The sequence below is a fragment of the Pseudoalteromonas issachenkonii genome, assembly GCF_002310795.1.
In the GTDB taxonomy this organism is placed as follows: domain Bacteria; phylum Pseudomonadota; class Gammaproteobacteria; order Enterobacterales; family Alteromonadaceae; genus Pseudoalteromonas; species Pseudoalteromonas tetraodonis.
Map to the genome: position 1 here is coordinate 1,411,747 of NZ_CP011030.1, position 16,126 is coordinate 1,427,872.

The following is a 16,126-nucleotide window of genomic DNA, read 5'->3' on the forward strand; positions in this document are numbered from 1 at the left end:
TAACAACGGTCGCTAATATATAGCGTGATGAGTGGTGAATCAAGCATGTTTATGGTTTTTAAGTTTATTTGCCGTTTTTTTATTCATATTGGACTGATTTCGCACGTTTTATAAAATTTTTGCCACCAGATAACATGCTCTTTTGCTGACGCTTTTAGCTGAGAGAGTAAGTTGTTAGAATTTGGGTCAAGTAGGGCATTTACCGCTTCACTACTCACTGCTTGATTAAACCATAGCTGCATATAAAGCGGCTGCAATGTTTCTAAATACCCGCTCAGCTGTGCTTGATAAGGCTGTATTTGTTTTAAATAATATTTATTAAATATATTACTGACAATTTTAGCCTGCTGCTTGTTTTTCCCTTTAGGGCAGATATCTTCTACTACTAATGAATTTACAAACTGGGTTGCTGTATGATTTAAGCTAATTTGTTCTCGCGCAGCTTGAATAAGCTGTTGGTCAAATTTGTATCTGTTGAGCGGTTCAAGCGCTGACAAAATATCATCGCTGTTTATTGCCATACTCCCTTTAGTTTCTATTTGGTGTTTAATGGTCGTTAGCTTTTTAAGCGCCTCAACCGTGTCACTAAACCCAGCCGGTTGGGTGCTGAGTTCTTGGCCAGTTAGCTGCCAAGTGCTGCTCAGTTCAGGTTCACTATATAAAACATTATTAAAATAATGAGTGAGTTGAGTTTGTTTTTGGTTTTTTGCCGCTGTAATTTTACTGTGAACGTTGCTTTGTTTATCTAAGGTGTTTAAACAGTTTTGCGCGCTTTGAATAAAATCTATTTGGTACTTCAATTTACTAGCAGCGGTGGCTGTTTTGCCTAATTGATTATTATGCTCGCTTATCAGAACGTTAAGTTTACATTGGCTAATACCAGCTAGTTCAGTTATGCCAATTTTAATCGCAGGTTGCAACGCTTCAACTGGCTTTACTAAGGCTAATTGTTGCAGTGGCTTTGTGTGTGGCTCAGGCGTTTGTAAGGTATTACTCAAGCGAGACAAATAGGTTTTATTTGCCTCACTGGGCTGCTCTGAGCAGCCCAAAAGCACCATACAACATGCCGCCAATAACCAATTAAGCGGCAGTTTGGTATAGATTGATTGTTTAAGAGAGAATAAATGGTTCACGTTTAAATCGCCTATGAACGGTCAGCATCAGTAGTATAGCTGCAACTGATAAGCCAACGATAATACCTATCCAAAAACCATGAGGGCCCATTGCTGGCACTATTATGTCTGTTCTTGCTAATACGTAGCCTAAACTAAAGCCGATTAACCAATAAGAAATAAAAGTGATATACGAAATCGGCGCTGTGTGTTTTAAACCACGTAAAATACCGTTTGCAGCTACTTGTAATGCATCAGGAAGTTGGTAAATACAGGCTAAAATCATAATTGATGAAGCAAGCGCAAGTACCGCAGGGCTATCGCTATATAATTGGCTGATCACATCACGCCCTATAAATGTATTAAAAGCGATAAACAACGCAACCATAGCCGCCATAATATAACTTGTTGATACTGCTACTTTTAATTGATCTAAATGATTTTGCCCAAATAAATTACCAATTCGTATGCTAATGGCAATTGAGAGGCTCAGAGGCATCATAAATAATAGTGCAGTCACACTGGCTGCAATTTGATGGCCAGACACAGCCACCGCACCCAAATGCGCAATAAACAGGGGAATACAGGCAAACAAGGTCACTTCAAAAAAAGTAGCGAGTGAAATAGGAATACCGAGTTTGGTAATAATACCAATGGTTTTAAAATTGGGTTTTTCAAAGCCAGTTAATAAGCCTTTGGCATCTATTTTTTTACTCAGCTGGCAATAAGTAACTTGCGCAATAGCCATTACAGTAAATACCAGTGCGGTGGCAATACCACAGCCAGCGCCCCCAAATGCGGGTAGACCAAATAAGCCCTTAATAAAAATATAATTGAGTGGGATATTTACCGCAAGTCCGAGTAGGCTGATATAAAACGCAGGCTTGGTCATCCCCATACCTTCGGTCATATTTCTATACACGGTAAAAATTAAAAAACCAAATACACCCCATTTAACAAAATGAATGTAATCAAAAGCAAGTCCCGCAATCGCCGGGCTAGTATCAAGCTGTAAAATAACGGTATTGGCAAGCTGGGCAGCACAAAAACCTGCAATACTCAAAAGGAGCGTTAAATAAAGCGCTTGCTGAAAATAATGGCTAATGCCGTTGCGGTCTTTAGCACCCGCAAATTGAGCAATGACTCCCGTTAGGGCTAATAGAATACCTTGTATTGCTAATAAAATTGGGTTCCATATTCCTGTAGCAATTGAGAGGGCAGCGAGATCGGTTGGACTCACTTGTCCGGCCATAATGGTATCAACCACTGACATTAATACTAAGGTCACTTGTGCTAAAAAAACGGGAAAGGCGAGGGAAAGTAAACGTTTAGCTTCCCAACTACAAAAAGTCATAAAAATCAGCTATTCATAAAAACATGGGCGCATTGTAATCTATTGTGATTGCTCTATCTATGTAGACAATCAGCGAATCTATTAAATTGCTGCATAAGCTTACTTTTGTTGCGAATAAAAGTGCTATTAAGTGAATTATTTTAGCGATTGATACGTTAAACTAGCACTTTGTTAGAAAGAGAAGCGATTTTTATGTTTACCGGTATTATTCAAACTCAAGCAACAGTAGTCTCTAGAACCCATACGCAGGGTGTATTACGTTTAGTCGTTTCTGTTAATGAGCAATACGTAAAGCATTTAGACTTAGGTGCTAGCATCGCTATAAATGGTTGCTGCTTAACGGTAGTTAAAGTAGAGCTTAGTAATCAAGATGTGGTGGCTCAAGTGCATTTTGATGTTATTGACGAAACTCTGCAGCTTACTAACCTTGGACAACTGGAATTGGGTAGTTTAGTCAATTACGAGCGTTCTGTGTCGTTTGGTACTGAGCTGGGTGGGCACATAGTCTCTGGCCATATTCATTGTACTGCCAAAATAGTGCAAATAGTTAAACTAGAAAATAACTACAAAATGCAGCTTAGCCTTCCAAAAAAATGGCAAAAATATGTGTTATACAAAGGGTTTGTATCTATTAATGGCGCCAGTTTAACGGTTGGTAATATTGATGAGCATGGCTTTTGGTTACACTTAATACCAGAAACACTCGATATTACTAATTTAGGTGCAGCCGTTGTAGGTGATGAATTTAATATAGAAGTTGATCAGCAAACATACACTATTATAAACACCGTCGAAAACTACATGCGCCAACATAGCTAAAATATTTGTTCGTCATCGCTGTCCACGTGTAACTCTAACTTATTACGTGCATAGTCTATATGCATATTTAAATGAATTAGATTACAGCAAGCACTGCATTCTTCATAGTAGTCTTGGTCGCCCATACTGGCATCAAGGTCTAAATGAATATGGTGTCCACAATGTGGGCAGGCGATACGTTGTGATAAAAAGTCTTTCATAACACCCCCTTAAAAATTAAGTTATTTTACCTAGATAGCACATAACGGCTTAATACTAAGTAGCTTAAACTCTGACTAAATGATTTACTTATATTGAGCTATCAACAGTGACTTATTACAAGTAAATTTAATGCAATTAGCGTTAAAAATAACGCTCGAATAGATTTATTTTTTAGAGTTCAAGTATAAGTATAGTGCTTATATTTTGTTTACTCATTTATTTAAGTTTAGTAGTTTTTCAACGTGTTCTTTAGCCTGATTTAAGTAATGGCCTGCATAAATATTGGCATGGTTTAAAATAGGGTAAAGCTGATAAATAAGCTTGCGATGTTGGTAGTTCTGAGAGAGTGGATAATGGTGATCATAGGCGTTATAAAATTCATCGGGTAATGGGGCAAAAAGCTTACTCATAGCAATATCGACCTCCCGATCACCGTAATAGCAGGCAGGGTCAAATAGGGTCGGAATATTATTTACAAATCCCATGTTTCCGCGCCAAAAGTCGCCATGTAATAACGAGGGCAAAACATGATGATTATGCAGTTGCTCTTTTACTAAATTTATCAGTTGTTCGGGGTCTGCCAGCACAATGTCTTTTTCAGCTAATAGCTGTAATTGCCAACCAATACGTTCTTCTGCAAAAAATACATCCCATTTTTTATGCCATTGATTTGGTTGAGGCGTAGAGCTTAAATAATTGTCTGTATCAAAACCAAACATCGCTTGCTCGTGTTTTTGATGTAACATGGCAAGGTGTTCACCCATCGTTGACCAATGCGTGTGGGGAAGGTCATCAAGTGTAAGCCACTCTAATACAATAAACGCATATTCTATATTGGCGCCAGTTGTAATACAGTCGGGCACCATAAATATACTGTTTTGAGTGAGTTGTTTTAAGCCCTGTGCTTGTGCTTCAAAGCGATCGAGCTCATTCTTTTGCGCAATTTTAACTAAATAATTGTGCTTGCCATCACTTATATGGAAAAGCTTATCGGTTGATGTGTTTTGCAACTGACGTTTATGGGTGTGTTTAAAATCGTAATGGATAGCTTGGCTGATCTGTTGATTGATTGTTTTCCACATAACAATTGCTCACCTTTTAAACCTATAAATAAACTATGGCAAAAAGGGATTAAATAAACAAATTAATCGGTGTAAAATTAAGACTATCAATTTCTAATACAAATCACTGAAATGGAATAAAAATGAATAAAAGTTTTATCACTAACTTATTGGCAGCGTGTTGTGTTGTTATTGGTTTTGTATTTGATCAAGCCATTGTACTTTCGGTGGGCTTATTTGCACTCTCTGGTGCGGTTACAAACTTACTCGCTATTCATATGCTATTTGAAAAAGTCCCGTTTTTATATGGATCGGGGGTGATTGCGCTCAAGTTTGAAAGCTTTAAAGTAGCTATAAGAAATTTAATACTTACGGAGTTCTTTTCTGAGCATAAAATAGATAAGCTTCTAAGCAAGGCGCAGCCAACGATAGACTTTGAATCGGTAATTGAAAAGGTAGATTTAAATCCTGCTTTCGATAATTTATTAGTGGTGATAGAGCAATCACAATTTGGCAGCATGCTGGCAATGTTTGGCGGTACAGAGGCGGTAGAGCCAATGCGAGAAAAATTTATCGAAAAAATGCAATTATCACTGGTACAAATAAGCGACACCGACGATTTTAAAATGCTACTAAGCGACATGCTTACTCAAGGAAATAACGCGGAAAGCTTACATAATACGGTACTTAAATTAGTGGATGAACGCCTAGATGAACTCACCCCTAAAATGGTAAAAGAAATTATTCAAACCATGATCCGTGAGCATTTAGGTTGGCTCGTTGTATGGGGTGGGGTATTTGGTGGCTTGTTTGGTTTGTTGGCAGCGCTTATTTAATAATAAATACACGTTAAGCAGGTACTAAGCCCTGCTTAACGTGTTTGATTCGTGTAAATTGAACGTATTAAAACCGATTTCCTAGTCATAATTTAGGTTATTTAGATCCCGCCATAATAACCACCATCAGTTTATTTACCTTTGCCAAATCCCTTATTGATGTGCTGGTGGTAGCCTCAATATTGAAAAAGCGTGCAGATTTGTCTAAATCATAAAGCGCTACAAAATCATTCATTGATAAATCATTGCAGCGTAATTTTTTGCCAATTACATGCTTGTTGGTATGGAGCTCTTTAATTGTTTTGTGCAGTGTCAGTTGTTTGTTAGATGCAACGGCCATGCAAACTTGTGTACCGGGTGATGAATCAGCGGCAACAAAAGTGGTTGCCATTACAGGCGCTGTTAATGTTGCTGCGCCCAATAATACAGTTGAATATAGAGTTGCTTTGAAAGAAATCATAGTATTTGCCTCTTTGTTTATGTGCAACTTAAGTATTGCTTAATGTAGCCAGCATGTTGTTAACTGAATGGGGCAAGCTGTAAGAAGATGTGTATATAAATCGTGCAATTTTGTAGGTGTATGAAAAGTTGTTCATAAGTAACCTGAACTATGGATAATAAATCTATCTCAAGCAGCTATTTTCAGCGCTAACTGCGTTGAATTTACTTGAAATAGGCCCACTATTGACGCGAAAATTCGCCTTGTTTTCACTGTAAATTTCTGGCTGGAGAAAACGAACTAAATTATTGATATAATTCAATATATTATTAAATCTCTTAACCAAAGTTCAGGTTAAGTAATTTATTTTTGACACACTTTAGCGTTTTCATACTGAAATATTTTTTCAGACTGTTATTATCGCGCCCTAAATTTGTGGCATTTTATATTTTTGGAGCGCAATTGTGAATAAAACGTTAGCCAGTTACTACCAGCAAGCTTATGCGTGTGAGCAACAGCATTTTAACCAATGTTTTTATTGCGGGTGTGAGGCAACAGAGCGCGATCATTGCCCACCATTGCACATGTTACAAAGTATTATTGATTTAGGCGAAGAAGCAGATTTTGTTGCTATTGCGGCTTGTTATGAATGCCATGCATTACTTCATAATGAACGCTTAATGACCATTGATGAGCGTTTTAGTAAGCTTAAAAAGAAACTATCAAATAAATACGCCAAGCCCTTACGTGTGTACAACATGTGGGAAGAAAGCGAGCTTGGCGACATGAGCGATGAATTTGCGCACAGCATTCAAGCGGGCATGAAACTCGGTAAAGAAGCGGCTGAGCGACTCGCCTTTACAGGGTTTAGTTATGCCACTGAAGAAGCGCGCGTTACGGTGCGCGAAAAAACCAAAGAGTTTGATGTAGAAGGCACCGTATTTACCGACTTTAAAGAAGCGCTTAACTATTGCATTACTGTATTAAAAGTACAAAAAAGTGATTTTTATAAAATTTTAGTCGAGGATTATCAAGGCGATTTTAATAAGGCATTGAGCCAATACAGGCATCGTCATGATAAAGTCACTGCCGCAAAAGATGGTAATACATTAATTAAAGATTTTTCAAAATTACATAAGCAAAATTCGGATTTTGTAACCCGAACGGTTAAACACTTTATTAGTAAAGATCCATCGCTCACCACTGAAGGGGCACTGGATAAGCTTTATAACAATTATATAAAAAAATAATTACAGAAACTCACCTTAAATAACCGCCTTTTCACCTGTTTTTTTAGCTTTATGCGTTTGCTTTCGCTAAAGTAGTAAAAAAACAGGAGAACCTAAAAACATGCAAAAATTTGCTCCCTCATTGTTAGCTGTTGGTTTAGCAGCGGCTCTTGTTGGTTGCCAAGAAAGCGGCCCGCAAGATGCAAAAGTAACCATTAATAAAAACCCATACCCAAGTACTTATCAACCCGTTGCTACATCAAGCACATTAATTACCAATGCCACTGTATTAACGGGCACGGGTGAGCGTTTAGATGAAGCCGATGTATTACTTGTTGATGGTAAAGTACAGCAAGTTGGTAAAGATTTAACCGCTAACGCAGACACCACTATCGATGCGCAAGGCAAATGGGTAACACCAGGTATTATTGATGTTCACTCTCATTTAGGTGCTTATCCAAATCCGTCGGTTGAGTCTCACCAAGATGGCAACGAAATGACTAGCCCAAATACAGCAGAAGTATGGGTTGAGCATTCAATTTGGCCACAAGATCCAGGTTTTAATCGCGCACGTGAAGGCGGTATTACCTCGTTACAAATTTTACCAGGTTCAGCTAATTTATTTGGTGGACGTGGCGTTACCCTTAAAAATGTACCGGCTCACACCATGCAAGGGATGAAGTTTCCTGATGCACCATACGGTTTAAAAATGGCGTGTGGTGAAAACCCTAAACGCGTTTATGGCCGTAAAGGTGAATTACCGATGACACGTATGGGTAATATGGCAGGCTATCGCACAGCTTGGATTGGCGCTCAAGAGTACAAACGTGCTTGGGACAAATACGATGCTGATTACGCTGCGGGTAAAAAACCAGAAGCTCCACACCGCGATATTAAATACGATACCCTTCGCGGTGTTTTAGAAGGTGAGGTTCGTATTCACAATCACTGTTATAAAGCTGAAGAAATGGCGATGATGATCGACCTTTCTAAAGAGTTTAATTACCATGCGGGTACATTCCATCACGGTATTGAAGCCTATAAAATCGCAGATTTACTGGCTGAAAATGGCTCGTGTGCAGCACTTTGGCCAGACTGGTGGGGCTTTAAAATGGAAGCCTACGATATGGTACAAGAGAACGTAGCGATTGTTGATGCAGTTAAAAACTCATGTGCCGTTGTGCATTCAGACTCAGACACGACCATTCAGCGCTTAAATCAAGAAGCCGCAAAAGTAATGTACAGTGCAAACCAAAATGGTTTTGATATTTCTGAGCAGCATGCAATTAAGTGGATCACGGCTAATGCCGCTAAATCACTCGGCATTGAAGATAAAACAGGCTCACTTGAAGCAGGTAAACAAGCTGATGTGGTTATTTGGAATCAAAGCCCATTTAGCGTTTACGCAAAAGCAGAGCAAGTGTTTGTTGATGGCGCAAAAGTTTACGATAGAAACGATAGCGCATTCCAAGCACAAAGTGATTTTATGTTAGGTCAACAATAAGGAGCACCCAGAATGAAAAAATTATCACGTTCGTTTTCGCTTTCTCTGGTTGCTGCAGGGTTACTAGCATCGGGTGCGGTGAGCGCTCAATCTCTTGCTATAATTAACGCAACACTGCATACATCCTCAGATCAAGGCGTATTAGAGTCTGCCAGCATCGTAATGAATGATGGCAAAATCACTGCAATTAATCCTAGCGATGTTAAAGCAGATAAAATTATTGATGCCAAAGGTCAAATCGTGACCCCTGGTTTTATTGCCACTGTAAATCAACTTGGTTTAGTTGAAGTAGGTGCGGTTGCGGGCTCTCGCGATGCGGGAGAAGAAAAAGCAGGTATTGATTTTGATGCAAGCTTGGCATTTAACCCTCGTTCAAGCCTAATCCCTTATGCACGTAAAGGCGGTGTTACTCGCGATTTGATCACCCCGTACGGCGGTGACAGCATATTTGCAGGCCTTGCCAGTGTGGTGGATTTAAGCGGCAGCTTTGAAAGCGTAAACAAAAAGCAAGCGGCATTAGTGGTTCATTTGGGTGAGCGAAGCAAAGGCTCTCGTGCATTTACATTGCAAACACTGATCAATAAGTTAGATGAGCACCAAACTAAAGCAAGCAAAGAAGCTAAAAAAGACGATGCTAAGCCAAGTGCTGAAGATAAAATAATGGCTAAAGTACTAAAAGGCGATATGCCATTACTAATTAGTGTGTCGCGTGCATCGGATATTGTTGAACTTATAAAAGTGAAACAGCAGTTTGGGGTAAATATTGTTCTTAATGGTGCGCAAGATGCCGTTGTAGTTAAAGATCGAATCGCAAAAGCGGGTATTCCTGTGATCATCAGTGCAATGGATAACTTACCAGGCAGTTTTGATTCATTACATGCAAGCCTAAATAATGCCGGCATACTAGAAAAAGCCGGTGTTAAAGTACTTTTAACTGTGGGTGGCGATGCCAGTCATAATGTTTACCAGCTCCGCTATGATGCCGGTAATGCAGTGTCTTACGGTATGAGCCAGCAAGGCGCATTAAAAGCGATGACTTCAAATGTGGCTGATGTATTTGGTATTAATGCTGGTAGCTTAGAAGTGGGTAAAGCCGCTGATGTTGTAATGTGGAGTAATGACCCGTTTGAGCTGAGCAGCCACGTAAATAAAATGTTTATTAATGGGGTTGAGGTAAGTACTGAATCTCGTCAAGATAAACTGCGTGAGCGCTATACATCAGAATCAAACATGCCACGTGCATACACTAAATAAACTTGTTTAGTTGAATATAAAAGGCCGCATTAGCGGCCTTTTTTATGAACAGCTTTTACTTATACCAATCTGCAAAGTAAACCACTTAAATAAGCGAATTGGTATTAGGCACAAAAAAAAGGCGCTCTTTGGAGCGCCTTTTCATTCATTTAATGGATTTATACCAGTTTAGATAAAATCTCGTTAAATGTTGTGCTTGGGCGCATTGCTTTAAAAGCTGCATCGTCATTTGGCTGGAAGTATCCGCCAATGTCCATTGCTGGGCCCTGTGCATCGTTTAGCTCGCTAACAATTTGCTCTTTGTTAGTTTCAAGGTCGCTAGCAATTTGCGTAAACTGCGCTTTAAGCTCGCTGTCATCATTTTGCTTAGCAAGTTCTTGTGCCCAGAATAAAGATAAGAAGAAATGAGAACCACGGTTATCAATCTCTTTTACTTTACGTGAAGGCGACTTGTTTTCAGCTAAGAATGTGCCGGTAGCTTTATCAAGTGTATCTGCAAGTACTTGTGCTTTTTTGTTACCTGTTGTTGTGCTTAGGTGCTCAAGTGACGCAGCAAGTGCTAAGAATTCACCTAAAGAATCCCAACGTAAGTGGTTTTCTTTCTCAAATTGTTGAACGTGCTTAGGAGCAGAGCCACCCGCACCAGTTTCAAATAAACCACCGCCATTCATTAGTGGCACAATTGAAAGCATTTTAGCACTAGTACCCAATTCTAAAATTGGGAATAAATCTGTTAAGTAATCACGTAACACGTTACCCGTTACAGAAATTGTGTCTTTACCTTCTTTGATGCGTGCTAGTGAGAACAAGGTTGCATCCATTGGCGATAAAATTTGAATATCTAGGCCAGCAGTGTCGTGATCTGGCAGGTATTTATTTACTTTTTTGATTAGCTCAGCATCGTGTGCACGTTCTGCATCTAACCAGAAAATAGCCGGATTACCTGTTGCGCGAGCGCGGTTTACTGCAAGTTTAACCCAATCTTGAATAGGTGCATCTTTAACCTGACACATGCGCCAGATATCGCCTTTCTCAACACTGTGCTCAAGTAACGTATTACCGTTTGTGTCTACAACACGGATAGTACCGTCAGCTTTTGCTTCAAATGTTTTATCGTGTGAGCCGTACTCTTCTGCTTTTTGAGCCATAAGGCCAACGTTTGGTACGCTACCCATAGTCGTAGGATCAAATGCACCGTGCTCTTTACAAAAATCAATCGTTGCTTGGTAAACGCCAGAGTAACAACGATCTGGAATTACAAAGCTTGTGTCTTGTAATTTATCGTCTTTATTCCACATTTGACCGCTTGAACGAATTGCAGCAGGCATAGAGGCATCGATGATCACATCACTTGGTACGTGTAAGTTTGTAATACCGCGATGAGAATCAACCATTGCGATAGCAGGGCGGTCAGCGTAAACAGCTTGAATGTCAGCTTCAATTTCTTCGCGCTTAGCGTCATCTAAAGTTTGAATTTTAGAGTACACATCGCCTAAACCGTTATTTACATCAACACCTAGCTCTTCAAAAAGTGCACCGTGTTTTGCAAAAACGTCTTTGTAAAATACTTTTACAGCGTGACCAAAGATGATTGGATCAGATACTTTCATCATGGTCGCTTTCATATGAAGCGAAAATAACACGCCTTTTTCTTTAGCTGCATTAATTTCAGCTTCAAGGAATGCTTGTAATTTTGCAGCACTAATACGTGATGCATCAATAACTTCACCAGCAAGTAGCGGTGTGCTTTGCTTAAGTACAGTGATATCGCCATTAGCCGCTACGTGTTCAATGCGAACATCCGTTGCTTCATCAACAGTTAGTGACTGCTCTGAACCAAAGAAGTCACCTTCTTCCATGCTTGCAACATAAGACTGTGAATCTTTGCTCCATGCACCCATAGAATGTGGGTTATTACGTGCATATTCTTTTACTGAACTTGGTGCGCGACGGTCAGAGTTACCTTCACGAAGTACAGGGTTTACTGCACTGCCTTTAATTTTGTCATAGGCGGCTTGAATCGCTTTTTCTTCATCGTTTTTAGGTTCTACAGGGTATTCTGGAAGTGCATAACCTTTTTCTTGAAGCTCTTTAATTACAGCGCGAAGTTGTGGAACTGAGGCACTGATGTTCGGTAATTTAATGATATTAGCTTCTGGTGTTTTCGCCATTTCGCCAAGTTCTGCAAGTGCATCACCAATGCGTTGTTCTTCTGTTAGGTAATCCGGGAAGCTCGCAATAACACGACCAGCGAGTGAGATGTCGCGTGTTTCAACTTCAACACCTGCCGCATTTGTGTACGCTTGGATAATTGGTAACAACGAATACGTTGCTAATGCCGGAGCTTCGTCCGTTTTTGTATAGATAATTTTTGATGTCATCATCATTCCTAGATAGTAGGCCGCATTGGCCAAATTCAACAATGCAAAGAAATCATCGCCTAATACCTTATAAATAAAGTATTAATGTATGCAATGAGTAGTCTGTTAGGTGTTGGTACTCGTATAACCTAAACAAGGTAAGAATAATCACACCTGACGGACTAGTGTCTTTTATAACTAAAATTTATGTAAATCTAAACTAGCCATTAGGCTAAAGTAATTACGTTTTACAGGATAAAGAGTGTAACAAGCTTGGCTAAAAAGGGCTAGGATTACGCGCTAAACGCCAGCAGTTAAACATCTAATAGTGAAATTATTGGGGTAGATAAAATAAAATCAAGGAGTGGGGTTGAATTAACGAACAATGAAGCAATTAATATGGAAGTGGTTAGGGATTTTAGGGAATTAAGCGAGGATCTAAATAGGTCGCTCGCTTTAGTCTCATATTTACAATCACTCTAAAATATCGCCGTTAGGGGCTATATTAGTAGCGTGTAGACCTTTAGGGCCTTGTTGTAATTCGAAGGTAACATCTTGACCAGCTTTAAGCGTCTTGTATCCGTCCATTACAATAGTGGAGTAATGAGCAAAAATGTCGTTCTCGCAACCGTCTTCTACGATGAAACCAAAACCTTTGGCGTTGTTGAACCATTTGACTTTACCACAAGCCATACTTCTACATCCTTCTATAAGTTGACTAATTTAGTTATCCTAAACTGTATTGTTTGCTAGACTGACTAAGGTTTAATCAATCACCATTTGACTGTAGTTTATTTAAGCAACCAGTCAAGTGTTTTGGGTTATTTTTTAACATTTTATTTATTTTTTTATTCAAGTTTGCTTGAGTTACAAAGACAAGACTATATTTAATTATGAGTGGTATGAAAGATTCTGGTGTTATCGACACCGTTCGCGATAGTGAAAAGCAAAAGTTGCAGCCACCGCGAAAATATAAAGTTGTGTTAAACAACGATGATTACACGCCGATGGATTTTGTAATTGAGATCTTGATGACGTTTTTTAATATGGATAGCGATAGAGCAACTGATGTGATGCTGCAAATACATCAGCAAGGTAAGGGCATTTGTGGTGTTTACAGCGCCGATGTAGCACATACCAAGGCTGAGCAAGTTAACCGCTACTCAAGGGATAACGAGCATCCACTGCTATGTAGTTGTGAGCAGGAATAAATACCACAAAGGTGAACTTTCATCTTTGAAGTGCGGTATAAAATTATTATCTCTGTAAGGGGTTGCCAATGCTAAATAAAGACTTAGAACTAACTTTGAACACCGCGTTTCGTGAAGCGCGTACACGTCGTCATGAGTTTATGACCGTAGAGCATCTTTTATTAGCTCTACTCGATAATCCATCAGCTGGAGAAGCGCTTAATGCGTGTTGTGTTGACATTTCTGGATTAAAAACAGAGTTACTTGAATTTATTGATGAAACCACACCGGTTATTCCTGATTTAGAAGAAGAACGCGAAACTCAACCAACGCTTGGTTTTCAGCGTGTATTACAGCGCGCGGTATTTCATGTGCAATCTTCGGGAAAAAATGAAGTGACTGGTGTAAATGTACTGGTGGCTATTTTTTCTGAGCAAGAAAGCCAGGCAGTTTATTTACTTAAAAAGAATGATATTTCTCGCCTTGATATTGTTAATTTTATTTCTCATGGGATTGCCAAAGGTGACGACGAATTAGGCGATGATACTGACGATATACATGAAGAAGTGCAAGAAGTTGCCAGTGAAGAAGCGAGTAAGCTCGACAGCTTCACCACTAATCTCAACATACAAGCCAAAGAGGGCAACATTGACCCGCTTGTTGGTCGTGACAGCGAAGTAGAACGTACCGTACAGGTGTTGTGTCGCCGTAAAAAGAACAACCCATTACTGGTTGGTGAAGCTGGCGTGGGTAAAACCGCTATCGCTGAGGGTTTAGCGTATCGAATTGTTAACGAGCAAGTGCCTGAAGTTATTGCTGATGCGGTTGTTTACTCATTAGATATGGGCGCTTTGCTTGCAGGTACTAAATACCGAGGCGATTTTGAGAAGCGCTTTAAAAGCTTATTAAAAGAGCTGCAAGCTAAACCAGGCTCTATTTTATTTATAGATGAAATTCATACCATTATCGGTGCAGGTGCTGCATCGGGTGGGGTAATGGATGCCTCAAACTTAATTAAACCGCTACTTTCCAGTGGACAATTGCGTTGTATGGGTTCTACCACCTATGGTGAGTACAAAAACATTTTTGAGAAAGACCGTGCCTTGGTACGTCGCTTTCAAAAAATTGATGTGCTTGAGCCCAGTGTGGAAGACACCACTAAAATTCTTAACGGCTTAAAAGAGCGTTATGAAGCACACCATGGTATTCGTTACACGCAAAAAGCGTTAAAGGCCGCAGCCGAGCTTAGCGCTAAGTACATTAACGAACGTCATCTGCCTGATAAAGCGATTGATGTTATTGATGAAGCGGGTGCAAGCCAACGCTTGTTACCTACCTCTAAACGTAAAAAAACGATTGGTGTTTCTGATATCGAGCTGATTGTGTCAAAAATGGCGCGTATTCCGCCACAAAATGTATCGTCGTCTGATAAAGAAACGCTGAAAAACTTAGACCGTAACTTAAAAATGTTAGTGTTTGGGCAAGATCAGTCTATTGATGCATTAACTTCTGCCATTCGTTTGTCGCGTTCAGGTTTAGCGAATGAGAACAAACCGGTTGGTTCGTTCTTATTTGCAGGCCCAACGGGGGTCGGTAAAACTGAGGTTACCAAGCAATTAGCTAAATGTATGGGCGTTGAGTTTATTCGTTTTGATATGTCTGAATATGTTGAGCGCCATGCGGTGAGCCGTTTAATTGGTGCGCCTCCGGGTTATGTTGGTTTTGAACAAGGCGGCTTACTAACAGAAGCGGTCATTAAAAATCCACACGCTGTTGTACTTTTGGATGAGATTGAAAAAGCCCATCCAGATATCTACAACATTTTATTGCAAGTTATGGATCACGGTACGCTAACTGATAATAATGGTCGTAAAGCCGACTTTAGAAACGTCGTAGTCGTGATGACCACTAATGCCGGCGTGCAAGAAACCACACGTAAGTCGATTGGCTTTAGTGAGCAAGACCATACGCACGATGCAATGGGTGAAATTAATAAAGTATTTTCACCAGAATTTAGAAACCGCTTAGATAACATTATTTGGTTTAATCACCTCGATAAAGAAGTTATTTTACAAGTGGTTGATAAGTTCGTTGTGGAGCTTCAAGCGCAACTAGACAAGAAATCAGTTAATCTTGAGCTGACGTCTAAAGCACGTGAATGGTTGGCTGACAAAGGCTATGACAAAGCAATGGGCGCACGCCCTATGGCACGTGTTATTCAGGAAGACCTTAAAAAGCAATTGGCAAACGAAATACTGTTTGGTGAGCTAATTTCTGGCGGTACGGTAAAAGTATCGGTTAAAGATAAAAAGCTGCGTTTTGATTACGAAAGTGATTTAACCCCAGCCTAATGGTCGTTATACAAAAGCCTGCTTTGCGCAGGCTTTTTTATTTGCCTAAGAAATAGACAACAAAAAACCCAGCAAAGGCTGGGTTTTTTGTTTATTAAATGTAATTACTGGCGAGTATCCATTAATTACATTTAATAAACGCTTAAAGCTAGTTTGCACTAGCCAAAAACTAAATCTCGTTTACGCACTTACTTAGCGAGCACGGAATACGATACGACCTTTCGATAAATCGTAAGGAGTCATTTCTACCGTTACTTTATCGCCGGTTAAAATACGGATATAGTTTTTGCGCATTTTACCTGAAATATGAGCCACAACTACGTGACCATTTTCTAGCTCAACTCGGAACATTGTATTTGGTAAAGTATCAAGGACTGTCCCTTGCATTTCGATTACGTCTTCTTTCGCCATGTTTA

The 16,126-nt window shown here is 39.6% G+C and carries 15 protein-coding genes; 7 read left to right on the forward strand and 8 right to left on the reverse strand.

Annotated features, from left to right (window positions below; genetic code table 11):
- Nucleotides 1-83: 83 nt before the first annotated feature.
- A complete protein-coding gene (locus PISS_RS06525; protein WP_033102522.1) occupies nucleotides 84-1,133 on the reverse strand; it encodes a DUF3080 family protein in 1,050 nt (349 codons plus the stop codon).
- On the reverse strand, nucleotides 1,111-2,466 hold the full coding sequence (locus PISS_RS06530) for an MATE family efflux transporter (RefSeq protein ID WP_058154494.1): 1,356 nt from the start codon (nucleotides 2,464-2,466) through the stop codon (nucleotides 1,111-1,113). Before PISS_RS06530 ends, PISS_RS06525 begins: the two co-directional genes overlap by 23 nt.
- A gap of 192 nt (nucleotides 2,467-2,658) precedes the next feature.
- Between PISS_RS06530 and PISS_RS06535 the strand changes: the two genes are divergently transcribed.
- Nucleotides 2,659-3,285 (forward strand): riboflavin synthase, encoded by a 627-nt coding sequence (locus tag PISS_RS06535; RefSeq protein ID WP_028835882.1) that lies wholly within the window; start codon nucleotides 2,659-2,661, stop codon nucleotides 3,283-3,285.
- Here PISS_RS06535 and PISS_RS06540 read toward each other — a convergent pair.
- Both PISS_RS06540 and PISS_RS06545 read right to left on the reverse strand, forming a co-directional pair.
- Nucleotides 3,282-3,485 carry a CPXCG motif-containing cysteine-rich protein gene (locus PISS_RS06540; RefSeq protein ID WP_008464077.1) on the reverse strand — a complete coding sequence of 68 codons (204 nt, stop codon included), beginning with the start codon at nucleotides 3,483-3,485 and terminating at the stop codon, nucleotides 3,282-3,284. The two genes, PISS_RS06535 and PISS_RS06540, sit on opposite strands and share 4 nt — an antisense overlap.
- A gap of 213 nt (nucleotides 3,486-3,698) precedes the next feature.
- Entirely contained in the window at nucleotides 3,699-4,568 is an 870-nt protein-coding gene (locus tag PISS_RS06545; RefSeq protein ID WP_036956340.1) for a fructosamine kinase family protein, read from the reverse strand.
- Nucleotides 4,569-4,690: 122 nt separating this feature from the next.
- Here PISS_RS06545 and PISS_RS06550 point away from each other — a divergent pair, with 122 nt between their 5' ends.
- Nucleotides 4,691-5,383 carry a hypothetical protein gene (locus PISS_RS06550; protein ID WP_013464744.1) on the forward strand — a complete coding sequence of 231 codons (693 nt, stop codon included), beginning with the start codon at nucleotides 4,691-4,693 and terminating at the stop codon, nucleotides 5,381-5,383.
- Between the two features lie 97 nt (nucleotides 5,384-5,480).
- Here the strand turns inward: PISS_RS06550 and PISS_RS06555 are convergent, their stop codons facing one another.
- Nucleotides 5,481-5,843 (reverse strand): DUF3718 domain-containing protein, encoded by a 363-nt coding sequence (locus PISS_RS06555; RefSeq protein ID WP_008465151.1) that lies wholly within the window; start codon nucleotides 5,841-5,843, stop codon nucleotides 5,481-5,483.
- A 443-nt stretch (nucleotides 5,844-6,286) separates the two neighbouring features.
- Between PISS_RS06555 and PISS_RS06560 the strand changes: the two genes are divergently transcribed.
- The 3 genes from PISS_RS06560 to PISS_RS06570 all read left to right on the forward strand — a co-directional run bounded on the left by PISS_RS06560 (nucleotide 6,287) and on the right by PISS_RS06570 (nucleotide 9,809).
- Entirely contained in the window at nucleotides 6,287-7,072 is a 786-nt protein-coding gene (locus tag PISS_RS06560; protein WP_013464747.1) for a hypothetical protein, read from the forward strand.
- 100 nt (nucleotides 7,073-7,172) lie between these two features.
- A complete protein-coding gene (locus tag PISS_RS06565) occupies nucleotides 7,173-8,555 on the forward strand; it encodes an amidohydrolase (protein WP_058154495.1) in 1,383 nt (460 codons plus the stop codon).
- Between the two features lie 12 nt (nucleotides 8,556-8,567).
- Nucleotides 8,568-9,809: an amidohydrolase family protein gene (locus PISS_RS06570; RefSeq protein ID WP_058154496.1), complete on the forward strand. Its 1,242-nt coding sequence runs from the start codon at nucleotides 8,568-8,570 to the stop codon at nucleotides 9,807-9,809.
- A 158-nt stretch (nucleotides 9,810-9,967) separates the two neighbouring features.
- Here the strand turns inward: PISS_RS06570 and PISS_RS06575 are convergent, their stop codons facing one another.
- On the reverse strand, nucleotides 9,968-12,190 hold the full coding sequence (locus PISS_RS06575; RefSeq protein WP_013464750.1) for an NADP-dependent isocitrate dehydrogenase: 2,223 nt from the start codon (nucleotides 12,188-12,190) through the stop codon (nucleotides 9,968-9,970).
- 453 nt (nucleotides 12,191-12,643) lie between these two features.
- The gene (gene cspD / locus PISS_RS06580) at nucleotides 12,644-12,862 is read right to left on the reverse strand and encodes a cold shock domain-containing protein CspD (RefSeq protein WP_013464751.1); all 219 of its coding nucleotides are present in this window, start codon (nucleotides 12,860-12,862) and stop codon (nucleotides 12,644-12,646) included.
- Between the two features lie 209 nt (nucleotides 12,863-13,071).
- Here cspD and clpS point away from each other — a divergent pair, with 209 nt between their 5' ends.
- A complete protein-coding gene (gene clpS, locus PISS_RS06585) occupies nucleotides 13,072-13,380 on the forward strand; it encodes an ATP-dependent Clp protease adapter ClpS (RefSeq protein ID WP_008110102.1) in 309 nt (102 codons plus the stop codon).
- Between the two features lie 68 nt (nucleotides 13,381-13,448).
- On the forward strand, nucleotides 13,449-15,710 hold the full coding sequence (gene clpA / locus PISS_RS06590) for an ATP-dependent Clp protease ATP-binding subunit ClpA (RefSeq protein ID WP_058154497.1): 2,262 nt from the start codon (nucleotides 13,449-13,451) through the stop codon (nucleotides 15,708-15,710).
- 192 nt (nucleotides 15,711-15,902) lie between these two features.
- Here clpA and infA read toward each other — a convergent pair whose 3' ends face one another.
- A complete protein-coding gene (gene infA / locus PISS_RS06595; RefSeq protein ID WP_002962494.1) occupies nucleotides 15,903-16,121 on the reverse strand; it encodes a translation initiation factor IF-1 in 219 nt (72 codons plus the stop codon).
- Nucleotides 16,122-16,126 lie beyond the last annotated feature (5 nt).